This window comes from Shewanella sp. 1311 (assembly GCF_059338235.1).
In genome coordinates this window covers 258,451-283,500 of record NZ_CM181686.1, presented here as the reverse complement: position 1 = coordinate 283,500, position 25,050 = coordinate 258,451, and the positions used below count along the sequence as shown (strand labels likewise).

17 protein-coding genes and 3 pseudogenes are annotated in these 25,050 nt (G+C 41.4%); 14 read left to right on the top strand and 6 right to left on the bottom strand.

The window, feature by feature from the left end:
- Positions 1-18: 18 nt before the first annotated feature.
- A pseudogene (locus tag AC5YB3_RS01315) lies at positions 19-1,218 on the bottom strand (IS4 family transposase).
- A gap of 768 nt (positions 1,219-1,986) precedes the next feature.
- Positions 1,987-3,087, bottom strand: coding sequence for a hypothetical protein (locus tag AC5YB3_RS01310; RefSeq protein WP_494526397.1), 1,101 nt, complete (start codon positions 3,085-3,087; stop codon positions 1,987-1,989).
- Between the two features lie 301 nt (positions 3,088-3,388).
- On the opposite strand from AC5YB3_RS01310, the gene AC5YB3_RS01305 reads away from it, so the two are divergent.
- On the top strand, positions 3,389-4,897 hold the full coding sequence (locus AC5YB3_RS01305) for a WH2 domain-containing protein (RefSeq protein WP_494526396.1): 1,509 nt from the start codon (positions 3,389-3,391) through the stop codon (positions 4,895-4,897).
- Positions 4,898-5,674: 777 nt separating this feature from the next.
- On the top strand, positions 5,675-6,226 hold the full coding sequence (locus tag AC5YB3_RS01300; protein WP_494526395.1) for a winged helix-turn-helix domain-containing protein: 552 nt from the start codon (positions 5,675-5,677) through the stop codon (positions 6,224-6,226).
- Between the two features lie 332 nt (positions 6,227-6,558).
- Here AC5YB3_RS01300 and AC5YB3_RS01295 read toward each other — a convergent pair.
- Positions 6,559-6,732 (bottom strand): annotated as a pseudogene (locus AC5YB3_RS01295) (transposase family protein); the annotation flags it as partial.
- A gap of 365 nt (positions 6,733-7,097) precedes the next feature.
- On the opposite strand from AC5YB3_RS01295, the gene AC5YB3_RS01290 reads away from it, so the two are divergent.
- On the top strand, positions 7,098-8,480 hold the full coding sequence (locus AC5YB3_RS01290; RefSeq protein ID WP_494526394.1) for a hypothetical protein: 1,383 nt from the start codon (positions 7,098-7,100) through the stop codon (positions 8,478-8,480).
- 470 nt (positions 8,481-8,950) lie between these two features.
- Here the strand turns inward: AC5YB3_RS01290 and AC5YB3_RS01285 are convergent, their stop codons facing one another.
- Positions 8,951-9,253 carry a hypothetical protein gene (locus AC5YB3_RS01285; RefSeq protein ID WP_494526393.1) on the bottom strand — a complete coding sequence of 101 codons (303 nt, stop codon included), beginning with the start codon at positions 9,251-9,253 and terminating at the stop codon, positions 8,951-8,953.
- Positions 9,254-9,321: 68 nt separating this feature from the next.
- Here AC5YB3_RS01285 and AC5YB3_RS01280 point away from each other — a divergent pair, with 68 nt between their 5' ends.
- Together AC5YB3_RS01280 and AC5YB3_RS01275 are read left to right on the top strand one after the other, a co-directional pair.
- Positions 9,322-9,903, top strand: coding sequence for a hypothetical protein (locus tag AC5YB3_RS01280; RefSeq protein WP_494526392.1), 582 nt, complete (start codon positions 9,322-9,324; stop codon positions 9,901-9,903).
- A 47-nt stretch (positions 9,904-9,950) separates the two neighbouring features.
- Positions 9,951-16,127: a TcdA/TcdB pore-forming domain-containing protein gene (locus AC5YB3_RS01275; RefSeq protein WP_494526391.1), complete on the top strand. Its 6,177-nt coding sequence runs from the start codon at positions 9,951-9,953 to the stop codon at positions 16,125-16,127.
- A gap of 120 nt (positions 16,128-16,247) precedes the next feature.
- Here AC5YB3_RS01275 and AC5YB3_RS01270 read toward each other — a convergent pair.
- Positions 16,248-16,985 (bottom strand): annotated as a pseudogene (locus tag AC5YB3_RS01270) (IS3 family transposase); the annotation flags it as partial.
- Positions 16,986-17,125: 140 nt separating this feature from the next.
- Between AC5YB3_RS01270 and AC5YB3_RS01265 the strand changes: the two are divergent.
- Entirely contained in the window at positions 17,126-17,899 is a 774-nt protein-coding gene (locus AC5YB3_RS01265; protein WP_494526390.1) for a RhoGAP domain-containing protein, read from the top strand.
- Between the two features lie 142 nt (positions 17,900-18,041).
- Positions 18,042-18,338: a hypothetical protein gene (locus AC5YB3_RS01260; RefSeq protein ID WP_494526389.1), complete on the top strand. Its 297-nt coding sequence runs from the start codon at positions 18,042-18,044 to the stop codon at positions 18,336-18,338.
- A gap of 358 nt (positions 18,339-18,696) precedes the next feature.
- On the opposite strand, the gene AC5YB3_RS01255 is transcribed toward AC5YB3_RS01260, so the two are convergent.
- Positions 18,697-19,416, bottom strand: coding sequence for a hypothetical protein (locus AC5YB3_RS01255; RefSeq protein WP_494526388.1), 720 nt, complete (start codon positions 19,414-19,416; stop codon positions 18,697-18,699).
- A gap of 573 nt (positions 19,417-19,989) precedes the next feature.
- Between AC5YB3_RS01255 and AC5YB3_RS01250 the strand changes: the two genes are divergently transcribed.
- From AC5YB3_RS01250 to AC5YB3_RS01220, 7 genes are read left to right on the top strand one after another with little or no spacing between them, the layout of a single operon-like run.
- Complete coding sequence (locus AC5YB3_RS01250) at positions 19,990-20,265, top strand: hypothetical protein (RefSeq protein ID WP_494526387.1); 276 nt, start codon at positions 19,990-19,992, stop codon at positions 20,263-20,265.
- A gap of 47 nt (positions 20,266-20,312) precedes the next feature.
- The gene (locus AC5YB3_RS01245; protein WP_494526386.1) at positions 20,313-21,008 is read left to right on the top strand and encodes an EscR/YscR/HrcR family type III secretion system export apparatus protein; all 696 of its coding nucleotides are present in this window, start codon (positions 20,313-20,315) and stop codon (positions 21,006-21,008) included.
- Between the two features lies 1 nt (position 21,009).
- A complete protein-coding gene (locus AC5YB3_RS01240; protein ID WP_494526385.1) occupies positions 21,010-21,693 on the top strand; it encodes a type III secretion system apparatus protein VscT2 in 684 nt (227 codons plus the stop codon).
- Entirely contained in the window at positions 21,686-21,976 is a 291-nt protein-coding gene (locus AC5YB3_RS01235) for a hypothetical protein (RefSeq protein ID WP_494526384.1), read from the top strand. The genes AC5YB3_RS01240 and AC5YB3_RS01235 overlap by 8 nt, the downstream gene beginning before the upstream one ends.
- On the top strand, positions 21,966-23,432 hold the full coding sequence (locus AC5YB3_RS01230) for a secretin GspD/PilQ domain-containing protein (protein ID WP_494526383.1): 1,467 nt from the start codon (positions 21,966-21,968) through the stop codon (positions 23,430-23,432). Before AC5YB3_RS01235 ends, AC5YB3_RS01230 begins: the two co-directional genes overlap by 11 nt.
- A gap of 2 nt (positions 23,433-23,434) precedes the next feature.
- Positions 23,435-24,697, top strand: a complete 1,263-nt coding sequence (gene vscN2, locus AC5YB3_RS01225; protein WP_494526382.1) for a type III secretion system ATPase VscN2 — start codon at positions 23,435-23,437, stop codon at positions 24,695-24,697.
- On the top strand, positions 24,675-25,046 hold the full coding sequence (locus AC5YB3_RS01220) for a hypothetical protein (protein ID WP_494526381.1): 372 nt from the start codon (positions 24,675-24,677) through the stop codon (positions 25,044-25,046). Before vscN2 ends, AC5YB3_RS01220 begins: the two co-directional genes overlap by 23 nt.
- Positions 25,047-25,050 lie beyond the last annotated feature (4 nt).

The following is a 25,050-nucleotide window of genomic DNA, read 5'->3' as shown; positions in this document are numbered from 1 at the left end:
CCCTCATAATTCATAGCCCTAACAACCATGAGTTAATGAGAGTTCAGCTAGTTTCTTCGCAGCACGAAGCAAATCATCTGCTGATATGGGGTAATCATGCCGTCGCCGCAGCAGTTCTTTGCCCATTCTGATTGTTGATAGCACATTCATTTTCTTTACCGTGTTGGCTTGGAAGTGCCGCTGTAATTGCTGTGTTTCTCCATATAATCCTACCCACCAAAATGCTAGTTGCACCAATAACGCTATCAGTAGCAGTATGTCCATCCTCGCCGCATAACGTGTTCTGCTATGACGTAAACCAAAGCCATAAGCGGGACTTTTTAAGTCTCTAAAGGTTTCTTCTATTTACATCCGCTTTTGGTAGATATTGACCAGTTTTTGAGGCGACATGGCTTCCATGGTCAAGTTAGTCACCAGCGCCCAAGGCTCTTTGGCGGTCAACTCATACGTCCATTGTGCCGTATGGTGACAGTCTGTTGTCGTACTTCGCTGACCTTTTCTGCCTTTACTTGGGGCCCTGAACAATACCATCTCACATAACAAAGGTTTCTTTACCGATAACGCCACCCGCCCAACATGTTTTGCGCGACGACGGGCTTGGGGATAAAGCGCTTTTAGTGAAAATTGGCGACCGAAAGGATGCGGCCGATAGACACTCAATCCTCTAACGCGACCCAGCCAATACCAACCGAGCTGCTCAACTTTTCGAAACCATGGATTACGAAAGCCCGCGTCAGTGACTATCAGCGGGGTGATGTTGTCAGGTAACACTTTTCTGAGTTCATTAAGAAACTGATTATGGGCGGTTTGAGTGCCTTGCAGCACTAACGGAAATGTTCGTTCGTAGAGCGTGATAGAGCGACCTTTGATAGCGATAGAGGCACGTAGCGCAATAAGCTCACGACCTTCACGCATATCTGACCAATCCACCAATATTGTCGGCATCGTATGTGCTGTTAGCAGCCATTTTGCATGCCACTGATAAACAGCCATTCTTTCATGGTGAAGATGCGGATTGCCCAACAATCTATCCATGCGTTTTATTGAGTGCTTAGTATGAGTGCTGGTGCCATCAATGTGCCGCCCTAAATGCGTTAGGGTGAGGCAATCCGCATTGATAAGTGCTCGGCAAGCAACCATGAGGGTATTGAGTCGCTTTTGATGGATTTCTGGACAATGTTGATAGAGAGATTGATGTAAGATAGTTAACACTTGCACCTTGAAGCCCTGTGATTGATGTTTGTTCGCACTTCCATCTGATCACACTTCAAGGTGCAAGTTCACTCCAATCTAACGATTTATATGAAAATCATCAGGGGATTCTTCAGCACTGTGCTGGTGAGTCCACACTATTGAGTTATCAATTAATACTCATTCCATATCAGCAAGATTTGCCCCGAATTCAACTCCGAAGTGCGACACTCGCCAATTAACCTGAGATCGGTTTAAGCACCATAACTGCAATAACATTAAACTCCGCGTTAGCGAGGTTCAGTTGTGGCTTATTGTCTTTCAATTGATAGGCTATAAGCCCCGCAATCATATTCAGCATAAAACCATGCACGCTGCAGTGTCTGGAGTGCTCTACTTGGGTTAAGTTTTCTATAAAACGATATTTTTAAAATAGTTTTCATGATTTTACGTATGGCAGTAAATCCTATGTACCAGATCTCCAGTTGTACAACACTGAGAAAAAGATACATATGATCCCTAAAAGGGCCAAAATTAAATCGAGTTCTAAATGATTCATTTTATCGCCTAATGATCCTTGTTAACGTGTGCATCTTCGTTCCTCTTGAATCATGCTACTTGTATTTAACATTTGAATATATAGAATAAAAAATAGATCCATACTGTTTATGGCGTACTACTTTTACTATTAGCTCTTGAAACTATCGATGAACTTAGAACAGAAGTTAGTTTCATAACCATAAAAAGGAAGTTATGGGTCTGTATATGAAATAGAGCTCCAAGTGCTTGTTGCTATTAGCGACTTGAGGCTGTTGATTGCCAATTAATCATATTGAGCAAAGGCGTTGAATCGCTATGGGCTCCTGGTAGCTTAAGTAATGATTCGGCTCTCGATTGATATTCAGGCTCGATGTGTTCTTGGATCCAGCCTTGGGCTCTTATTAGATCTTTACCCAATAGCCCGAAAATACGTTTTGGACAACCCACTGAGGTATTCTGGAAAAAATCACCGCTTGTAGCTTCAATTATACTCAATAGAATGGCGTAGTTATCGTGGTTTTGGTCGGCGAGAGGATCGCCGTTTAAAATAGCATTCGTTAAATGAGCGGTCGTATATGCTTGCGTACAAACAATGCCATTATCCCCAAAGTTATAATCCGCGGCTATCAGATTTTCCACATCGATATGACGCACATTTGTGCCGTTATAGGTTAGATTTTCCGGTTTTATATCGTGTAAAAATATCTCATTCCGATGCAATGAGCATAAATCTTCTAAGAGTAATTTAAAGTGAATTAAGGGTATCTTTTCCCCTTGTTCAATTAATTGCGCGACTTCCATACCACCGTTATGAGCAATGATGGTTGAATCATTAACATAAATAGAGGGACAAATAGAAGGATGATGTTTAAGTTGATTCATCACGAACTGATTATACTTACTCTTATCTATATCAAGCGTGTCATTATAAATATGAAGTTGAACAAATTGACTATCTTGACGTACTAATTGTTTGAAATTCCCTTTTCCTGCAGGTTGGAATTTAGTCGGTGTTCTTGCGACAAACTCATCATGGGCATTATAAAAATAACTACACGAGCCTTTGGCATTCGTCAGGGATTTAATGCCGACGGTATTGACCTCTGCGGCTGCTTTTTGCTGTTGATAAGCGCGATAAGTCTGTTGTATGAGTTCAGCCGCTTTGATCTTAGCTAGGTGTGGAGAACTTTTCACAGTATGAACGTTTGTGAGTACATTTGTCGTTTTCGCAGGTCCTAACTCGCTCGCTTGGCGATGGGAAAGCTTTATGATATTGAGTTGGTTAGGTATGGCAGCAAATTGGTTGTAGCTTTTATAGTTGGGAAAAATAGAATGAACATTAGCATGAATAGGCATGGTAGTATCTCAAATTTGAATAATGTAGTTAAATTAAATGAAAAATACCGTGAATAGTTAATGGTAAATGATGAATAAATATTGATTATTTAAGTGGTACGGTGTTGATGTATGATTAATTAATGATTACAGGTGTTTGTTATGGATATACGGAGTTAACGGCCGCCGCCACTTTTACTCAGAATATTTCAAACAAAGTCTCGTGTGTTTCTCGGCGACTTATATATCTTAATAAAGAGTAAATAATTACTTATCCACATAGTGATAACACTAGTGGGCACATGATCCAGAGGAGTAACAGATGCCATTTTCTAAATTAAATACCCATCGACAATCATTCGATAACAAGACTGAGAGCCCCAGTAGCGCTGAAGGAGCTAAATCATCAGGGGAACAACTCGAGGTTAAACGGGTTAGTAGTCGACCAAGTCTAAAAAAGATTTTCTCATCACTGCTCAACTCAATTAGGATTAGGCATAAGTCGCACCATTCCAGTGATAAATTAGCGCGATCGGCGAAGAGACAGACGCAATCAGTAGGCTCTGCCGTACTATCTAAAGTAGACCCTGCAGCCCCATCTACAGTAGCAGCCGTTAACGTTAAAGCAGATCAACAAAACGTGAATCCTAGGCAGCAACTAATGCTCGCCATTGAAAAAGGCGTTGAATTGAGAAAAGTCCCGGATAATGAAAGAGGAAGATCGGTAGCGGTTAATGCCGAATCACAGTTATTGCAAGCGATAAGACTCAGTCCAGCACTTAAAAAAGTACAGGACAGTAAAGATAGCTTACAAACTCAAAGGCCTGAACAGACTGCAGTCTCGGCAGCGACATTGCCTGTAATATCACCTGCATCGGATAATGTGCCGCTACCACCACCGCCACCGCCATTACCGCCACCGGCCCCCATTCTGCCGTTTAATCTCGCGCCAAACACAAGTTCTACTCCAGCAGTAGGAGGGAAGAATGCCTTGTTTGCAGCCATTAATACATTCGATATAAGTAAGCTCAAGAAGACGGAAGTTGCAACAGACGCTCAGCCTATACCAGCAAAAAAAGAGCTTTTGGATGAGCTTCACTCAGATACATTACTTAAAACGGCGCCTAGCATGGATGAGTCCAACAGAGAAGTTCTCTGCCAACAAATTAGCGACTATGTAGTCAGTGCCATGGAGGTTGATTGGGAAGGCATTTTACTTGAGCAATATGGGCAGTATGCGGATATTGACGCGCTAGAGGCTGCAATGAAGGGCCAGGCTGAATCGATTTCAAGCTATTGGGCCGAAGTAAAACGTTTCCCTGACTTATGGAAACAAGCCGATGTGGTGTCTGATCTTCCTTTTCAGACTAAGTGTAAAGGGGTCGCAGCTGAAGCGATGAGCCGCCTCGATTCGGGCAAAAATCGGCTTTTCCGCTCGGATAATACCCGAGGCGCTAATGAGATGAAAAAAGGGGAGGCGATTCTAGAGAGTGCTCGTCGTACCGCGAACCAACGGATGACAAGTGAAGAGAAATTGACTTTATTGGGTAAAAATTACCACCAAGCTGCACTTAAGGTACTCACTGAAATGCCTTTCATGGAAGGGTTTGAAGCCAAGAATGGTAAAGATGCGTTCGCAAAGTTAGAAAGGCAATTCATGGCAAGCATCCACGGTGTAGAAAGTCTTAACGCTGATATTTCGACATTTTTAACGGCCCATATGAAAACGGGATTTGCCGATTTTAGTTTCCTAGGGCAGGAAGCTTTAGTTGTAGAGCAGGCAGCTTTAATTAATGAATTGCAATTAAAGTTGGCTTCATTAAACAGCTAATTATCTTCACTAAAATCCGAACTGACAGTTAACTATTCTAAACTAGTCTCTGTCAGATCGGTTTTAAACAGATCCTCTCTTTTTTGCTTCAGAGAACCTTCTTCTCCTCCGATGTTATCTGTAGCAATCACCATCATGCTATTAGCCAATTAAGTAATGTTAATAGGAATGAATTCAGACTTGAATAATTTGAATTGTATTATTCAAGTTTCGTATATTTTCTTATTGAGAAAATCGATATTTAAAATATCAATGCTCAGGTTAATATTAAAAAATGGCGGCTGGTTAAATGTGTTGGTATTGTGGTTAAATTTAATTAAAGGGTGACATAAAAGTGGGTTGAAAATTGTTGTAAGAGTACTTTCGTTTAATGGTAAGTGTGAGTTGGTTTTGATATGGGCTTGTGAAGATTCTTGTGCTTTTGCGTTTGAGGTTTGATGCGCTTTTGTGGGGCGGAAGTTGTAGCAGGCGTAATTTAGTAGTGTATATATGTAGCAAAATGGATTTAATATAACTAATGCCGATTTTATATTGATTTTTGTTCTTTCGGTAACATTTTGCATCATTTGTTTAACGATCTGAGCCTGCTGTGATGACAATGTTCCGGTGTTATTATTGTGTTTTATTTGTGAGGTTCGCGAGTAAAATATTGAAATACTAGCGATTTTTGTATTACTTTTTCATGAAAAAAAATTCATAATGGAAACGCTCACAATAGAATTGAGCCGTTTTCTATCTTGATGCTGCATCATGAAAAATGAATTTAGGAGATAATATATGACAAGACGCTATGCATTAGGAAATCAAATTATTTACGATGTTCTTAAAAGGGAAATTAGTACTGATGAGCACGTGGTGAGCATAGGTGGGCGTGAAGCGGTAATTCTTAAACTGCTGTGTGATAATGTCAACCGAGTGCTCAGTAAAGATGATATACAAGAGAAGGTTTGGGGCAATGTATTTGTCAGTGAAACATCCTTAACTAAAGCCATTTCTAATTTGCGTAAATCACTCGCACAATTTGATTGCTTAGCCTGCGAAATAAAAACGATTTCGAAAGAGGGTTACATGCTGATTTTGGATGAAAGCACTACGGACATATTTATGACCGAAGTGCCCCCCATACTTGAGGTGAAAAATATCGTCAAGAGTGATAAACGCTACTTTAATCATTTAGCAATATCCTCACCCTCCATTGATGGAACGGCACAAATGCGTGAGGAATTTCCCATGAAAAGTATGTTTTTTATCTTAGTGGGTTTCGCTTCAGCTTTGCTTGCCGCTATGCTGACAACGGGTGCTGTAATGGTTCTTACAAAACTTAGTTAACTGCTAATTTTTGATAAATACGGTATTTTAGCTTGTAATAAAGCTTAAGTCATCGAACAATTATAAATTGTCATCATTCACTCAATTTGGGGTTGGGTTCATGGTTTCATGTCTAATAAGTAGAACGTGTTGATGCCATTGAAAGCGTATCAGGACATTCAACACTAGCGCGCAGGGATGCGTCTAAAATTGCAATGTCCCCATTTTGGAGAAAGGTTTTCCATCAATGGCAATTACTTGGCCTTGAGTCAGTTGTTGGGTTGCTTGCATACATGAAATAAAAGCTTGTTGCAACGCTTCTGGAGCAACTTTGCTGAAATCACCATACCTCTTCAGTAATTCCAAGTGACAATGGCCGACGTCTTCAATATCTTTCCAGCCCTCAGAGCCCCCGATGACCGCACCACTGTTAAGAACAATACATCGAACAAGGGATAAGTCACTTTGGCGGCCTGCCGATGGTCTTCAATAAGTTCAGTGTGCTTGCTAAGGGGAAGAAGGCTCATAATCGTGTCTCGGCAAAAGAGAATATAAGAGCAAAAATCCGTCAAATTGAGAAGTATTGCCCGTTTGAATGGTGAAATTGTTCGCGTTCTCACCCTAAAGGCAGGAGCTCTCATTTTTTTTCATAAGATTTCATCGCGCTTATTGTTTCAAATCTGCAATAGAACTCTAGTGTTATTCTCTTTGTATCATATCGGTTAAAGTGTGCTTCGCACGGTAATAACGGTAATAGAAGCTATGCTTGATGCTACTAGGTATTAAACACAACATGACAATTTTTCGCAGTATATATCAGGAGTAATCTCGTGATGTTAAATATGATTGGTGCATAATTCTTATGTTTAACTTTAATACTTAGGGGATAATTATGCCTATAAATAGCGTTGTAAAGCCAATAGCAATAAGCGAATCATTAGTTGTTAAGATTAATACAGAAAAACAGCATTTCAATATCCACCGTGTTGCTCATACGACGCAGCAGCCCATCATCAGTCCAAATCTAAAACTGTTGACTCCTAAGCCTTACTTTAAGGATGTGCCAAAACTTAAAAGTGGCAGAGAACTATTCTCATCTTTAATTCGTGATAATTTGATAACGAGTAACCGTTCAGCCACTGAGCGTGCACTCGATGCGGTAGCTTCAAGCTTGAGTCGTGTTCTGAATACTGCGGCTAAAGATGTGGATCTAAGTGGAAAGAAGATTTTTGTAAAAAACTTCCTGCAGTGTGATCAAAATGAACCGATTAAGGTGACTGCGGATCAGTTTAGCCCTGTTCATCAAGCAGAAATTTTTTCTCGATTATCGATTTGTTTTGATGGCTTTATGAATAGTCGTCCTGATGAGTTAAGTGAAAATTTGAATGCTATTAAGGCTAAACTCTCTAAGAATGAAAAACTGAGTACAGCAGAGGAAAACCAATTACTTGAAAAACTTTCTCAAGATGCTTTAACTGATGCTAAGGGTAATAGCCTTTATACCAATAAATTGCTCAAGCCTGCGAATCTAGTACTGGAATTTCCGGGGGATGCTGCGGTTGTTAAGACTGACACTGAAGCAAGAAATAATATGATATTAGTGGAACAGTTAGGTTTTCCTAGCAGTCTTTTAGAACGACCAAGTGCGAACCTACATGAGACGTATGCATTAAAAGCATTTATGAGTGAAAAAGGTGAGCCCGTGACGTTAGGTCAGCTTTTTGGTGGTGGATTGCAGGGGATTATGCGCGCACCAGTTGATCCAGGGAGAGATACTCAGGGTTACTTTAATGAGGAAGTGCTTGCTTCCGGTGGATTACATTTTGATTTCATACCCAATGACAAAATGTATCAAAATAATCTTGATTCCCTCGGGCGAGATATACTCGATTTAGCTGTGAACCTAAATATGGATAACTTCAGCCGACAGGACATGGAAGGTTTTACGGCAGGTGTATCAGGGAATGCCCTACACTATACCATTCAGGCTGCGAAGCATAGTCGTGGCACAAATACAGCATTTAATTTTGAACAAGTTGTTGATGTGTGCTTAGAACACTTGGTCGGCGATAGCGTCATGCAGCCAGTGCATCACAGTTTACCTGAAGTGATACAAGGGGCTTATATAGGTAATATGCTCATTAATAAGGGTATATTGAATCCGCAGTCAGAAATCATGAGGCATGATGAAATGCTCGAGTGCTTAAAAAATACCCTCTTAGCTGCTGATCATAAAGTCACTGACCTAATGGCAACGACTTACCATAGACAATGAGATAGTCTTTTATCGAGAATAATGCTTACCTAGGTAATCTTGTATATAAAAACCACTTGTCAAGGTGGTTTTTATATCTGTGCTGATTATGGGGGGATCTGAAAATTAGACTGCAGATTAACTCTGGCAATTTGGTGAAAGAGCATAATGTTACGTAATATTTCAATAATAATCGTTTGTAAATATATTCTCTCGAAGATGATGATAGGGCTCCTAATCGGTGAAATTAGAGGTGTATATGTCAGTTATTATAAATCCAGCCCTGAGAGAACAGTTCGGGTTAAATATATCGTCGAGTGAACTAAAAAAACTCGAAAAACTGGATGTGAAATGTATTCGTAATGTGGATATTTTACGTTTAAAGCAAACATTAAAAACCAGTCATAATGAGCTTAAAAATAGCATCATAGCTAAAGTGTTAACTAAGCTAGAGCAACCGCAGGTAAAGAGGCCTGAATTTCATCGGCTACCTAGGCCATTACGGCAACGGCCACAACTAGACCAGCAGGCGCAACTTCGGCCATTACCGCAACGGCCACAACTAGACCAGCAGGCGCAACTTCGGCCATTACCGCAACGGCCACAACTAGACCAGCAGGCGCAAATTCGGCCATTACCGCAACGGCCACAACTAGACCAGCAGGCGCAACTTCGGCTATTATCGCAATCGCCTCGTGCGCGCCTACAGCCAGCTCCATTACCGAGTGATGCTCAAGCATTGCAACTTCGGCTATTATCGCAATCGCCTCGTGCGCGCCTACAGCCAGCCCCACTACCTAGTGATGCTCAACCATTACAACTCAAAGAACAGTGTCAAGTCGATGGAATGCAACCCAGAAATATGGCTCCCCTTCATCCAGAAAAAATATCTCAATTAATCAAAGGGGCTAGAACTGGGAAATATAAAAAATTTGAGGGAACTAATCGAGAAGTCTTTATCGATCAAAAGACAGGACAAGGGTATAAGATCTTTAAACAAGATAGTTCATGGAAACAGTCAACCAATGCCGACTTACGGGTTAATGATATATATCATGACTCCCATTTTTATGGTGGTAAATATTCACGTTTCGGTTCCAACGAAATCATTACTATGCGGGATGATAGAGTAAGAGGCGCTCCACAAGTAAAAGTATTTTCTTTTCAACAAATTCCAGAGGCTAAGAATCTAAGCTGCGATGAAAAAATTCCACATTCAGTCTTAGTCATGATGGAGCAAGCCGGTTTTCGCCCCTTTGATATAAAGCCTGGTAATTTTATCAAGATCGCCAATTCTCACGGGGGCTATGACTATCTACCTATCGATGCGAAACAAATAGGATTAAAGCGGAGTAATAGCGGACGTTCTAAAGAAGTTCGACATTTTAAGGAACAATACGGTCCTTATTATTATGGACAACGTTTTGTTGACTATAAAAGATAAGGTTGTAGAGAAAACATATGGATAAATATTTAGCCAAAGGGAAATGCATGAGAAAAACCTTACTATCTGTTCTGATTGCCTCATTGGTACCGGCGGAACCCGCTTTTGGTGGTGGCAATGGCGCGATAACATCTGTTATTAGTCATGATGCAGGGACCTTACCCATCCAGGGAATAAGCAAGATGGGTGAGATGAGATTGTCAACTGATCTCATGGCTAATACGACACCGGCTATGGCAGACTTTGTGGCAGATCCTCACTCTTTTCTTACTCAGTATACTGTCGATGTTATTGAGCTAATTAAACATGGCACTTTACCTGAACAGGGCTTTGCAAAGTTAGCTTCGAGTTTTGGGGGGTATCAACTGCACTTTTCGGCGGTAGCGGGAATTGATACTGCTCCTGCCTATTTCCTTGGTTTCAATGGGCGGGGGAATCCAGTCCCCGCTTACGTTGACATCCCTAAGCTTGACTTGGAAGGGCGTTTTTTATTAACAGGGTCATTGACTGGATGCTCAGTAATCGTAACTGAGCTTAATGCGACTCACTATCGTGTTTTCCATGATGGACGAGTGGGCAGTTCGGTTTTATATGACAATGTGGTGATGTCGGTGGATTACGATGATTATCAGGGGGCGGCGCTTGATGATCGGGTTGCCGCTGCCTATATGTTGTTTAAAGATGGCCGCTGGCAAATGATGCTACAGCGACAAGTGCAAAAAATAGTTCCGGGAGAAGTCGCGGGCGTTAAATGGCTTAAACGTGAGGGGAATGAGGGCGAGCCCTATATCCAAACACCTGATTCTGCATCGAATAATCAAAGAGAAAGCCAGTTTGCCAACAAACGACTTATGGCCCAAACAAAACTGCTAAAAAATGCAGCGGAACTCAGAGTCGAGCTAGCACAGCCCCCGAGCGATCAGCCTATTCATCCCGAAGAACCGCTTAAGGTGGATGAGAATTCGGCATTGATTCAATGGCAGGCTTTACGCAATCAGCTTAATCAGGCGGTAGAAGAGGAGTTACGTCCTTTACGTGAGCGCAAAACCGCATTGTTTAGCAAACTAAAGCACGCTAGTCGGGAAAGTGAAAAGCAATATCGAGCAGAACTTAATGCTATTAAGGTCACTGAGGCATTTTATAAAGACCGCTATGGGCTTGACATTGAACGTTCTATCGACATGGATCGTATGTGGCTGTGGTTAGAGAAGAAGCAACGGAACGGCACTCAGAGTGTGATTGCAATTGATAGCCAGCTTGCTGGGGGTGTCGATTTACGCTTGGTTGAACGATATAACAACTTTCAGACTGTGCTGAATAATTTATCTGGGGAGAAGGGCCTGAGTTATCAGCAAGGGTTAGCCCATTCTGCAGGTGTTGAAGTTCCCGGATGGCGAGTTGATATGACGACGTTGCAAATGATGGGATTGTTATTCGATGAATCAAAAGAACTCACCTATCTGCACAAAGGTGCTTTAGTTGCGCGCATTAAAGATAACTATAAGCAAGAAGTGTATCGAAATGCTCTGGATAAAACCCAGCAGGTCGCTACCTATATTCGAAGTCAAGGGGGAGAAGTTGCCCAACTCATGCCGCAAGACTTTATTTTGTTAGCCAATCCGGGTCGGTGCTTGCCTCTGTCGCGTATGATGGCCTCGGCCATTGCAGGTAAGGGACCCGAGGGCATCCGTGAGTTTGCACTTAACCTCTATGGTGCAGCTGCTAATCCAGAAGATGTCAGCTCCAGAAATATCTACCAAACGATAGGGTATCTACATTCCAATACCGATGCAGTCTTGGCTGAAACTCGGCTGGGGAAATGGCGCATTTCGCAAATTGTCTCAGAGCTTCAGGCTGAGAGCTTGGGGGCGAATGGGTCAGTGTTAATGCTGATGAATACGACTGAGCATACTATGTTGGTGGGGAAAACAACCACGGCAGAAAAAGAGGCGTTCTATTTTTATGATCCTAACTTTGCGGTATTCAGTTTTGATAATGCGGCAGCATTCAGTAAAGGACTGAATGAGCATCTGATTAAGAAATCTTATGCGAGTTTTTATTCCGCCTATGGTGATAATAAGCACTTACCTGAATTTGAAATGCGTCGTGTCAATACCACCGCTATGGCTCAAATCCGGCTTTCGAGCGGTTTATCTGTGTCTGATATTATTAGTCCCAATGATAGGGTTGCAAATCTTGTCGCTCATCAAACTGCCGCAGCAATAGAAAAAACTAAGGACAGTCTAGAAGCCGATCTTAAGTTAAAGTCGGGACTCTCTCTGCTAGAAAGTATCAATCTTGCCGAAGATTTTTTTACTGCGACAGAGAAACTTTTTAAACTCGAGGGCCTCGATCATAACTGGCTCCCAGTGTTTGAGAATATCACCGATAAGGGAGATGGCAGCTATCGTATTCCGGTTATCAATCGCAAAGATCCGGAACTAGTACGTGAACTCGTGACCAGAGATAAGCGAATTTGGGCGTTTAAACGCCATTATGAAAATGCCTTAGATACAATTAAGACCCGCTATACCTATAGCGATGGTGCATTGTTGCCTCGCCATGGCGTTGCAGAGGTCGAACATGTTGATGGTTTAAATTCAGCGTTTGCAGTACAGAGTATTATTACTTGGTTTCAAAATAAGAGTCGTAGCTCAGCGACGGGTGGGAATCTATCTCAAGGTCTGGGTCAGGCACTGGCGGTGCACACTTATATTAACCTCGCTCAAATCGCCTATGGCACCATATTAGATGCCGCAAAAATCGTAAAATTATATCAGGTAGCTATTCACCAAGGTGAAGCAGTTACCAGTACCACCCTATTGGCGGTGAGTCATAAGGTAAATGAAGGTATCAGTCTTGGATTAGGCTTTGCAAGTGTAGTGCTCGATAGTTATGAGTTAGCCCATGCACAAAACGAGGTGCAAAAGGCAGTTTATGGTACGCAGCTCGCTTTCGATTCTGCCAGTGTGATCACGAGTGCTGCTGGTATTGGGGCTGGATTGCTGGGGGCTTCAACTGCCGGAGCCGTTTTGGGCGGTGCAGGAGTGATTACGGGAGGATTGGCGATTGGCTTTACCGCTCTGGCGCAGGCATTTGGTGAAGTGGCAGATGATGCAAAGGCTGTGGGCAAATATTTTGCCGCGGTAGATACCGCTTATCAGCATGGAGGATATATTCAGGTTGATAAAATATTAGCAGATGGTGCTCATTATCACGGTATTGAGCCAAGGGATGGTGCGGTTATTGCCGAGTTGGACTTCAATTCGAATCAGCTTAAATTTGATAGCCAATATATTTACCGAACGCATCATGGTGTCACGGGGTCGGGTAAGATTAATTACTTCTTTTGGGCAGGCGATATGCCGCGTGAAATACGTGATAAATCACAAGCGATTAATGTGAGAGCCGGAATTGGATATGCTGATACTGCGGATTTTCATCCTGACAATCGCGTTCTGGTGTTGCCCGCGACCCCTAAGTCATATATCAGTTATGACTACCAAAATTTGCCCGGCTCAACTACTCGGCATGATTCGGGGTTTGATGTTATCCGCCGCCTAGAATCGGATTATCGATTCGATTATGATTTTTATGTTTTTCCATCGGAATATATTATCCGTAAAATCACTCAAGAATATGTGCATACGCCAATTCGAATTAATTTGGATGATCAAAATCGTCAGATTCAAATGCGCCAATTAGGCCCTGAATTGCAGGGTAAATTGAGCTATCAATTTACTGGACGTCGAGGGGAGTACCATATCGTCTTGCAGCCTGGCGCTGAATTGTCTTTAGAGGTGACTTCACGTCAAGTGCGTGGCACTCGCTGGGTGCTGGATGCGCGTCATTTAAGTTCGGACCACATCATTGTCCAGCCAGATCACATTAGCGTAGGGGGCGTTAGAGTGAACTTAGCGAGCTTGATGCTAGGTTCAATCACAGTGCTCAATAAGCGCAATGAAGTCTTTTATATCAATATGGAAGAGCAAAAAGCGGTATTGATCTTCGAAGATGGCAGTGCTTGGGACTCGAGTCTGGCTTTACAGACTCACTTACACTCTCTGGCAAACGATCAGCATTTAGAGAGTCAGTTTGTGGCAGTGGAGAATTACCAGCCACAAAAAGGCAGTTTTGTGGGCCAAGCCTTCTATCAAGTGAGTGAAAATCGCTTCATTTATACGAATAATCCTGCAAAGAGTGAGTTTTTGGCTCAAGCCAGATTAATCTCCGTTAAACAAGATAAGGCGTGGTTCAGCCATAGAGCCGAGTTATGGCAAGTTGATATCATGACAGGGCAAGTATTAAAACAATACCGTCCATTGCGTTTGGGCGTGGATCCGGAGCTGATCGAAAATAGTCGCGCCTGGGAGGAGGGTGAACATTTGTACTTCGCCATAGAGCAAAGACAGAGCTCTGGTCATAGCGTGATTTGGACTTATCGTGTAGACGATGACCAACTTAAACTCATCGCTGTGCAAGGTGATCTCGGTTTGGTCGCGGCGGTAAATAATCCAAGTGTCATGAATTTAATTGATATCGCTCAGATATTTCCTGCACTCGATCAATGGCTAACACCAACAGAAGATCTTGAGCCTCTAACTTGGGTCAATGCTAAGTTGGATCGGGTGATAACCTTGTCCGCTAAGCTGGGTGAGTTGAATAAACGCTATTGGATCCGGCCTGGCAATCTCGGTTTACATGGTGTCATAAGCGCCAATGTTGATACTGATATCCCTTCCGATTTGATGTTGGCTTTTGTGACTCCAACGGAAGACCCGAGTCAAAGTGCTTTCTACTTTTATAGTCACAGTGAACAGAGCCTGTATTTTCAAGCTGACAATGGAAGGCTAGGTACACAGGCAGTGAAGGTCGATATCAGTTCACTTAAGTCTGTGTTTACAAACAATAGCCAACTATTTGCTCTACGCTTGGATGGCAGCTTATTTCTGCTCGACAACTCAGGCACCGCGAGATTAGCCGGGGTCAATTCGGATTGGCTTAAAGCACACAGTTCATCGCTACTCTCTTCACTGAAAGATCTCACAACGCTGAATGATCTTAAATTGGAGAACTTAGCTTTACTGGGGTTAAAAGACACTGATAGTAAGGTAATTAATGCTTGGTTCGATGTAAAACAACAGCGATTGGTTATGGGGGGAGCAAATCTTGAACACCACACTTTATCCTACCTAGGCTTAAGCAAAGATGAAAAGTATGCTTGGATCTTCGATGCGAGTGAGCAAGCACTTTATAAACAACCTTTAGTGGATCCAACGCTGTCGTTACAGCTAAATGATACGTTGGAAGTCACCGTGAATGTTGAGGAGGCTGAGCGTTACCAACAATTAGGTCAAGGGATAGTTAGAGCCGAACGCCAAGGAAATCATCTGCAGTTGACTACCCCTGAAGGATTAATATTTAACCTAAGCAACCATGCTGAGTTGTTAGATGAACCGACGTTAGTAGCCGTAACTACCCGTTGGAGAGAAGAGCATCAATCTGATTTAAAAGGGAGTTTGGCCTTTCTAGATTACCCAATGGCAACGGCTGTGAAACTACAGGGGCAAGCGGTAAGCGCGCCTGCTTGGTATTTGAGTCAATCGAAGCAGGTTATTAGCTCGAATGCATTGAATGCAGCCCATTATCTTGAATATTTGGGACAAGATAATGTCGATGCAAATCGGTATTTTGTGTTTGATAAAACGACTAATCAGTTATTGCGCGTCAGTGGCAACAGTGCCGACTCAATTGGCTATTATAGTTTTGTACAGTTAGAACAGGCGAGCGTATTAATATTACAAGCGGACAAAAACCATCGACAGGCGCAACTGAATGTGCCACGTCTAGCAGGCGTGACGAGTCTGATGATTACAGCGGAGAAAGAAGGGCAAACATATGTGCTTACCGCTGCTGACTTGGCTCACTACCATCAAATCGTGATCGACGATCACGCCGAAAAGGCGCAGTTACAGCTGGATGTGACAGATGCAAGTTCAATTTTGGTGCAAAAAAGAGCGGGAGATCTCGTGTTGTATGATATTCGCAGCCAGACAGGGATCATCATACGTAACATAGAAGAGGCGAGCTTACGTAAATTTAAATTAGAGATTTCAGGGAGAACAGTGTCTTGCTATGCATTATTAGAAAAAATGAAGCATTTTAAACGCATGGATAATCAAGTTATTAATTTAGGAGAGTTAATGGCACCCAGCCAGCTTTAATCGCACTTATTTTCAGGATCTTTAGTGCAGTAAAAGAAAGATATAAATGGTTCTTGGTGTTGTGCTCTCGTAGTGCTCGAACCAATGACAGCAGCAAGAGCCATTATCAGTGTGTTTTGGTCAACTCAAACTGGACACTTTTACTTGAGAATTCTCAAACTCTACAGGCGACAGAGCGTCATTAGCAGAATGAAGCCGCTCCAATTTGTAATATTTCATATAAGCCGTCACATCTTGCTTCATAAACTCACTTGTTGGTTGATTTAGATTAAAAATCTAATCGTGTTTCAAGCTACCAAAGAAACGCTCAACAACGGCATTATCCTAACACGCACGCACATCATCCATGCTGGCTCGGATATCATAGCTCAATAGCGGCCTACCGAATTGTTTACTGGTATATTGCGAGCCTCGGTCACAGTGGAGTACCAGACCTCTGGCCGGTTGGCGCAGGTTGTAGGCTTTCATTAATGCCTCAGATATCAAATCCGTGGTCATGCGTTTGTCTATGTGCCATCCCACAATCCGGCGTGAATATAAATCCATCACCAGAGCTAAATACATCCAGTCCTCACCTGTCTTTAAATAGGTCACGTCACCCGCCCAAACTTGATTAGCCGATATTGGATTAAAGTTCATGTGCAACAGGTATCAGCCACTGCATCTGAGTGTTTCCGCTGTGTCGTCACCTCGTAAGCACATCGCTGGGTTGCTTACGAGTCGAAGGCGGTGCATAATTTTACGAACGAGATAGCGACCAACCTGGTAGCCTTCCTTGCGCAATTGCTTCACCATTTCACGATCCCCTAAGCTGCCTCGACTTTGCTTAAATAGCTGTCGAACAAGGCGATAAAGCTTCACTACATTGTCACGAAGCATGTGCATATCATAGCGGTTTAATTGCAAAGTATTCCTGAATATTTCAGGAATAGTCTCGTGAGCTTGAGCATTATTTAGAGATAATGATGTACCAATATTTTATAAAATAAGGATAGATTATGAATCTAATTAACAATTTTCGAGCTCATGTATTGCATCATTCAAGTGTTGCTGACAAGTTAGGTAAGCATGATCTCGCTCTGGATATAGTGCGAATAAAGCAAGAAAAAAATACTAAAAAGATTGCAAAAGTTATTTTAGGAGTGTCGAAGGATAAAGCCATATTTGTCAAAGCAAATAGTAAGCTGAATAAACTTCTAGATAAGGATACTAAATATCATGCAATTATCGCAAGAAATCCTCATTCTGAAACTGTGATGCAGCTGGTGGCTCTTTTGGAAAAGAGCCCTGATGCCCTGAAGCATGAAGGGATTTTCAGAATATCCCCAAGCTCAGAACAAGTGAATAAAATAAGCAGTCGCAATATGATACAGAACTTTGACGAGCTAAAGAGTATGAACAATGTACACCACATCTTTGCTCATCGGATCAAGGTTGAGCTACAACAGTCTATGATGAGCCAAGATACTGACATTATTGATGATGCGGTAAAAAAGTGTGCTAATGATGCTACGTATATCCCGGCATTGGAAGAATTACCAAAGCAATTAGCCACAGTCGTGAAGCTTTGTCAGCAGGTCATTTTATACACTGACGAAAATAAAATGACGGCTAAAAGCTTGGCAATAGTATTAGCCCCTAGGGTTGAAAATAGTAAAAATGCCCCAAGTGAAAGTCAGGATTTGAGTGAAAGAATAAAAAAATCAGTGGAATATACTGAAACATATCAGAATTTTTTAGAGCGATGCATAAGCCAGACAGTGGCTAAGTAACTGATTAAGTAAGTTGATAATGGTATATGAAGGGCTACAGAGAGGGTGTTAAATTGGTTATATTTAAAACTCATTTAAAGTATTGTCTATTATCCCTTTAAGTTTTTGTTGATGTTTAGTTTTTTTGGAAATAGGAATTATTATGTTTGTAAGTTCAACTGTAAATAGAGAGTTATTGAGTCTAAATGTGTCAACGCGTGAACTATCTAAGTTAGAAAGAATGGATATCAAACAAATAAAGCAGATTGATGTTAATCGGCTAAAGCAAACACTCTCAAGCACAGAAAACCAAGTTAAACAATCACGGATATTAAAAATCTTAAATAACGCGGGGCAGTACAATGAAAATGGCATCCATATGTTAAGTAAATATTTGCCACACACGATTATCGATCTACACCTGCACAGGATTTTTAGTGCAGGGATAAGAGGGAAATAGCATAGTTGCGTTTTATGTGTTCAGATGAAGTGGCTTGACCATTGAACTGCTCGATAGCAGTCGATCCCAAGAATCATCGACACACTGGGTATAGATAGAAGAGTCAGTTGCCGATAAGCTTCTGGCTCTCGCACGTAAGCAACTGACCTTAAAGGCTGAGATAACAGCTGTTAATTACACTGCCACTTTTGGGTTTATCACCGCTAATGCTTATTTGGGGCCCGTTTTGCTAGGTTGAATACTAACTTGATTGCGCTCCGAAGTAGAGGAGCGCCGAGTTCTGGCTTGGTAGTCAGATGAACACAACTTGCACACCTGACTGAGTCCATGTTATTTAGGCATCAGTGATGCTAAAAAACTAATCATTAGAAATGGCAATATTTTTGATACAAAATTCACCCTGCCTAAAATACTCGACTAGTGAATCTCGCCACTGAGTTGGCATTTGAGCCCCTGTAGGTACAAAGCCTGATGCATTTAAAGCAGTTGCTCGTGAAAAGCTATGATTAATCATAAAGTCTGGTTTATCACCGTTTAAAGAAGTCGATGTTGCTTTCATTTGTGCGAAATCATCATTAATTTTAATGAGCGTAAAACCTAAGGAGCTTTCTTTAGAAAAGCCCGCTTCTAGTGCAACCGCCATATGATGTGTCATTCCTGCTGGTCTTTGCTTTAAAAAATCAGGCATCATAGAATTTCCTTGGCGTTCACCTAAGGAACCTGAAGCATAACGATTCATTCCTTGCTGTGATGTATTGGTCAATGTTTGCTCATCTAAATGTCCCATTGTGCGATCAAACACATTTACAGGAATGAGTGAAATTGATTTTTGTGCCGTATCTAGTACTCCGATAAACCATTGTCCAGGTTTAGCTACTTTCCAATCATGTAAACTCTTTCCTACAGAACTCAATTTTGAGCTTGCATCTGTACAATATTGTGGTGTCGTTAAAGATGAAGTGGACAGATTTCTAATTGACTTTACATTAGATGCAAAATCAAATTTAGTTGCGGTACTACTGTTTAATAATGGCTGAGCTGATGATGTTACTGATGAAGGCATAATAGGTCGTGGCATAATATCCTCAAGATATTTAAATTATTTGAGCAGACATTGTCCTTCCTCTGATTGATATCATCACTATATTATTTATGAAATTTCAAACCACACTCTATTCTTAAAATTTAAGAGAGATATGTTGTTGTACATTATCGCTCCATGAAGAATTCAATCTAATAGATATAAAGCTTACCATTCCTTTCATGTTAGAGGCATTTATTTCACATATTAACAGGTTGGGATTTTCGGTAGTAAATAAGTGATATCAATCATAACTGTTAAGTAGCTAGCGAAATTATGTTTAGTCCATAGAGCAATAGCTTAGCTCTCCTTGTTTTCCGTTTTTATCAGAAGTTTTCACTAGCCCCCCCGTGCTTTAATGCTTATTATTTTGGCTGTCACTAGATGTTTAGTTGCTCGACAACAGAGATAGTCTCAGCAATTACCCTTACCCTAGTGGTTTCATTGCCCAAAATGCTAGAACGAAAATGACAATGGCCAGCTTTTGTAAGCGATTAGTCAGATACGTCGCGGTTGACATGGGCATTCTGCAATAAAATTTATGAAATTAACACATAGGAATACATTTAGATGTCTCAATTATCAACAGGTTATGTTAGTGGTGTGTTTGGTGGTTTAGTGAACAATGCTGATGACAGAGTTAGCGATTTTATTACTGATCATACTGGGACTGTCGGTGCAGATGGAGCTTTTACACCTGACCCAAATGGCACACTTATTTTAAGTGCTTCAGACTCACTCTCGTTACAACAGCTGATGGCGGATCAGAGTATTACAGCACAAACATCAACATCGACATTAAAATCGATCAAAGATTCTATTTCTGCTGCGGCGAGAAATATCTGATCTTTAATAAGATTTAATGGGTTACCGGTATATAGAGAGTGCTATCGATGTTGCAATTATTGAATCCGGATAACGCGTTTTCAGGAGCAAATTTAATTTTGCTCCTGACTCTGATCTTGTTGTCTACCGTATTTTTCATCTGTTTCTCAGGGTATGTTAAGTACAACATAGTGCTTAATATCATTAAGAATGCGGTGGGCACACAACAAATTCCGCCTACAATCGTAGTGAATCTACTGGCAGCATTGATGGCGCTCAATAGTATTTGGCCGGATGTAAAGCCTGGGTTGGAGCGAATAAAGCCTTATTTTGTTGAGCAGATCAATGTCGGCGTAGAACCCGATCTAATGCAGTTGTCGCCTGAGTTAGAAGATAAAAAACCAGCAAATATTACTATGTATTATCTGGTCAGTAATGCATTTGAATTTTTTCCTGAGCTCTTGGCAAGGGCTGAGCGCAAAACCAATGAGTTAGCTGGGATAATAGATATTCCACTGAATTTTGATTCGGGTAATGATACCTTGAAGTATTTTCTTGGGAATTTGATTCTAGACTTATACCAAGGATTCGAGTTTGGCTTAAAACTATACATGATATTTGTGAGTATCGATTTTTTAATAGCAGTGATCCTAAGTGGCGTTGGTATGACCATGTTATCACCGACGGTAATATCGACACCTGTAAAACTCGCGGTATTTTATTTCTCTGATAGTTGGACAATTTTATTTAGGGCGCTGCCGTGATATGGACACGCTTCTCTTTCCTAACTGGATGTTATTTGCGGGCATATTTTTATTCTTAAAAATTTATAATCCAACACGACTATATCTTGATAATTCAACGGCACTCGCTATTGCCATAGGGCTTGCTATTTTACTCGAAGTTAGTCCCTTAGGAGCCGCACCTACACCTTTCTGGGTAGTGAGTGTCGTTATTTTTGCTATGTTTGCCTCCGTACCTTATTGGCTCAGTGGCATGGTGGGTAGCGTTATACAGCAGCTTTTGTTGCTAAACGAACAGTCGGTACAAGATAGACGTTTTACCGATGAGTCTGAAGCACTCTCTAAGATAAGTTCTTTGGTGTTCTTGATGTATGCCTTGGATTCTGGCGTGGTATTTAGACCTCTATTGGCTGTGATTACTGAGAATATTGAACAAGGGGCGAATGTCGGTTTCGATACCTTATATTTTTATATCACAGACAGCCTGACAATGATGACTATTGTCACAGGGAAATACATTATCTTGTTGTTATGTATAACGATTTGTTGTGGGTATGTCGATCTTTTTTTCAAGAAAGCATCTCTATCTATGAGTACCACTGCAGATATTAAAGCCATTACCGTAATTATTATTCTTAACCTGTGGCTTCTACAGGACCAGTTTTATGTGTTCAAACAAATAATGAAAAAGGCAGGGTATGAGTAACGTTAATTTTATGAATGTCACATTGAATAGTCAGCAGATTAAAAGCACGTCTGAAAAAGCAGAGCTAGAGTTTGAGTCAGAGCTCAAAGCTGTCGCTGGTGAAATGCAGTTAACAGGAAAGATTGCCGATGGTCAGATTAAGCTCAGCGATCTCAAAAAAGCTGATTATATCACTGCTGAAGAGTTTCTCATGAAGTTGCTAGAGCAAAACATTATCAGAGATGGCATTAAGCAAATGAAGGCGAGTGAAGAACGTCTGAAGGAGATCCTCGATGAAGCCTAGTCTCTTACTCATTTTCTGCCTATGTACGGCGTTTACTTGTCAGGCTAAGGTGTTCATCAAGCAGTCTGATATCGACTTGAAAGGCGCTTTGACGGCCATAGCTAAAGATATGCAGGTTAAGTTAGTAGATGATGTAGAAGAAAAAATAGCAAAACAGTCCATTACCCAAGATCTATCGGGTGAGGGCCTCGATTTGTTGGATCAGTTATCGGATGTGTATGATTTTGATTGGTATATTTATGGCGGCACTCTCACAGTGTCTTCTGGACAAGCATATATAAATCATGCATTTAAACCTAGAAATATTTTGCCTGTCAGTTTATTGGAAGAACTAAAGAGTACGTTTAGCACTAATAATACGACGAAAGTTGAACTCGTTAACCAGGGGCATTCTGTTTTTATTTCTGGGACGCGTAAGTTTGTCAATGATGTTGTTATCTACGCAAATATGATAGATAAAAATCAGTTTTTAGAGAATGGTAATAATTTGGAGTTGGCACGGATTGAGTTTAATTATTTATCCGTAGTTGACCGGCAGATTAATTCTTACGATGGCAATGTTACCTTTCCTGGAGCTCAGTCTTTAATCTCAGCTGCGATTGAAAAGATTGGTCAGTTTGAAAATATTAGCGATGGTGAAATGGTTAAGCGCGCCTACAAGCTTAAGCTTAACCAAAATGATAAACAACAGCTCGAGGAAGATGAGTTCACTTCTAAAGTGCAAGTGCTACCTGGAAGTAACGCATTACTGGTGCGTGGTACTCCTGAGGAAATCCAATTAGCGAAACGTATTGCGACGCTGATCGATGTTCAGCGGCAACAATTATTATTTTTCTTGCGCGTTTATGATGTATCGGTAGAGCGTACCGAAGCACTCGGTGTTAATAGCTCATGGCTGAATGGAAGTCGAGGTTTGTACGATATTATCGTTCCTCCATTTACTGATACGGTCGATTTCTTCAAAAATTTTCAGGCATTGTATAACAATAATATGGTGAGGGGCGTGTACGAAACCAATCTATTAATATTAGAGAATCAACAAGGTCACTTTGGGAAAAAGGAAACCGCAACTGTGGTGCTGATTTCTGATAAAGAGGTTTCAACCCAGAAAATAGAAGCAGAAAATAGTCTCTATGTGACCGGACGTTTATTACCATCGGGTAAAGTTCAGGCGAAATTCAGTTATATAGAAGAGTCGCTCGATGATAATAGCAATACTGATGGCGGCACATCTCAAGCGCCTAGAGTGAACTCCCAGTCTTTAACATCAGAAGTATATATTGAACCGGGTCAGACCGTTATTCTCGGGGGCTTTGATAATACGGTAACTGATAGTGTTGAGAGTGGCGTGCCTATTTTATCGAGTATTCCTTGGCTAGGTGAGTTATTTAAGAATAAGAAAGAAACTAAGCGTAAATATAAACGTTACGTCTCGGTGTCGTTCAAGGTGATCTAGCTATGCTTAAACACTTTTTTAAGGTTAAAGAATCTTATCAAGATACAGTGATTTGTCATGTCAATATGAATGCTTTTGTCGGGCAGGAATGTTTTATCAACACAGTTGCCAATGAGTCTATTCGTGGTGAGGTGATGAAAATTACCGGTAAAAGAGTGGAAATTAAGCTATTGCAACCAGGATCAATTCAGCGTGGCAGTAAAGTTGAAATTACCCCAAGGCGGTTTTGTTTTCCACTTAATGAGACGGCTCTAATCGGTAAGGTCATTAATTGTTATGGCGAGTCATTATACGGTGATAAATATCTTGGCGCTGAGGGGGACTATTATGACTTACCTATTATCGAGAAACCGATACCGCTTAATATTCGTGCACCGATTGATACTGTTTTTCCAACTAAGCTTAAAGTGATTGATGGTTTATTCACTATAGGGGTGGGGCAACGTCTCGGTTTATTTGCCCCTGCGGGAGCAGGGAAGACCACCACGGTTTCAATTATGGCGAATAACATGGACGCCGATGTGGTCATTTTTGCCATGATTGGCGAGCGTGCTCGAGAGGTGGTTGAGTTTCTTGAGGGTGAGATTGGTCCCGAAGTGATTCAGAAATCGATCACTATTGTGTCAACTTCCGAGGCAAATCCGCTGGAGAAAGTGAGGTCGGGTTTAGTGGCTGTCTCTATTGCTCGACACTACATGGCTCAAGGCAAGAAAGTGGTGCTCTATTTCGACTCATTGACTCGTTTTGCACGTGCTCAGGCGATGTTAGATGGCACGCCTATCGATGGTGGGATCCCTATCGGGGTCTCACTGGCGCTGTCACGGCTGGTTGAGAATTGTGGTAACTCTATCCACGGTTCAGTGACGGGCATTTTTACCGTATTAATTGAAAAAGAAATCGATGAAGATCCGATCGCTCATGAGGTTAAGTCTCTGATTGATGGACATTTAGTTTACTCAACGACGATAGCTTCTACTGGACGTTATCCTGCGATAGATATCCTTAAGAGTAAGAGTCGCTTACAGAATAAAGTTCAGGATTCTCATTACGTTAGTCTCTCTGAAAAATTCAAAGATATGGTCTATCGTTATTTTAATGTCGAACTGTTAATTCGAGTCGGGGAGTATGAGAAAGGCAATGACCTTGCCACTGACGAAGCGATTGAACGCTATCCGTACATTATGGAATTTTTGAAGCAAGGATACGATGGGGTTGAGTATGAAGAAACCCTCCAAGCGATGGATGGAATTTGGTCAGCTTATTGATGTGGTCAATATCAGGATCGGTAAGCAACAACGTAAATTAGCTAAGTTAAATGTACGGCATCAAGACTTGCTCGATGCGATAGATGAGAAATGGGAATTAATCGCTAAAGAGCAACAAAAGCTTAAAAGTCTGGTCGTTCAGGATGAGTTTAATGGGCTTTCTCGGTTGTTTTTACGCAGAGAAAGTGTGAAATCATGCATAGAATCTTTGTTTTTTGATGCGTCAGTTGCCCAGCAAAATGCTAATGAATTGGCTGCTGAGATTGCCCAAGTTATTGCTGAAAAACTCAGGTTAGAAAAAAGAAAAGATGCGCTAACTGAGATCCAAGAGCAGTTAAGAGATGAGTGACAAG

What these genes read in the sequence shown, in the direction of transcription:
- AC5YB3_RS01310 (WP_494526397.1), bottom strand. Translation starts at nt 3,087, where the DNA reads ATGCCTATTCATGCTAATGTTCATTCTATTTTTCCCAACTATAAAAGC.
- AC5YB3_RS01305 (WP_494526396.1), top strand. Translation starts at nt 3,389, where the DNA reads ATGCCATTTTCTAAATTAAATACCCATCGACAATCATTCGATAACAAG.
- AC5YB3_RS01300 (WP_494526395.1), top strand. Translation starts at nt 5,675, where the DNA reads ATGACAAGACGCTATGCATTAGGAAATCAAATTATTTACGATGTTCTT.
- AC5YB3_RS01290 (WP_494526394.1), top strand. Translation starts at nt 7,098, where the DNA reads ATGCCTATAAATAGCGTTGTAAAGCCAATAGCAATAAGCGAATCATTA.
- AC5YB3_RS01280 (WP_494526392.1), top strand. Translation starts at nt 9,322, where the DNA reads ATGGCTCCCCTTCATCCAGAAAAAATATCTCAATTAATCAAAGGGGCT.
- AC5YB3_RS01275 (WP_494526391.1), top strand. Translation starts at nt 9,951, where the DNA reads ATGAGAAAAACCTTACTATCTGTTCTGATTGCCTCATTGGTACCGGCG.
- AC5YB3_RS01265 (WP_494526390.1), top strand. Translation starts at nt 17,126, where the DNA reads ATGAATCTAATTAACAATTTTCGAGCTCATGTATTGCATCATTCAAGT.
- AC5YB3_RS01260 (WP_494526389.1), top strand. Translation starts at nt 18,042, where the DNA reads ATGTTTGTAAGTTCAACTGTAAATAGAGAGTTATTGAGTCTAAATGTG.
- AC5YB3_RS01255 (WP_494526388.1), bottom strand. Translation starts at nt 19,416, where the DNA reads ATGCCACGACCTATTATGCCTTCATCAGTAACATCATCAGCTCAGCCA.
- AC5YB3_RS01250 (WP_494526387.1), top strand. Translation starts at nt 19,990, where the DNA reads ATGTCTCAATTATCAACAGGTTATGTTAGTGGTGTGTTTGGTGGTTTA.
- AC5YB3_RS01245 (WP_494526386.1), top strand. Translation starts at nt 20,313, where the DNA reads ATGTTGCAATTATTGAATCCGGATAACGCGTTTTCAGGAGCAAATTTA.
- AC5YB3_RS01240 (WP_494526385.1), top strand. Translation starts at nt 21,010, where the DNA reads ATGGACACGCTTCTCTTTCCTAACTGGATGTTATTTGCGGGCATATTT.
- AC5YB3_RS01235 (WP_494526384.1), top strand. Translation starts at nt 21,686, where the DNA reads ATGAGTAACGTTAATTTTATGAATGTCACATTGAATAGTCAGCAGATT.
- AC5YB3_RS01230 (WP_494526383.1), top strand. Translation starts at nt 21,966, where the DNA reads ATGAAGCCTAGTCTCTTACTCATTTTCTGCCTATGTACGGCGTTTACT.
- vscN2 (WP_494526382.1), top strand. Translation starts at nt 23,435, where the DNA reads ATGCTTAAACACTTTTTTAAGGTTAAAGAATCTTATCAAGATACAGTG.
- AC5YB3_RS01220 (WP_494526381.1), top strand. Translation starts at nt 24,675, where the DNA reads ATGGAATTTGGTCAGCTTATTGATGTGGTCAATATCAGGATCGGTAAG.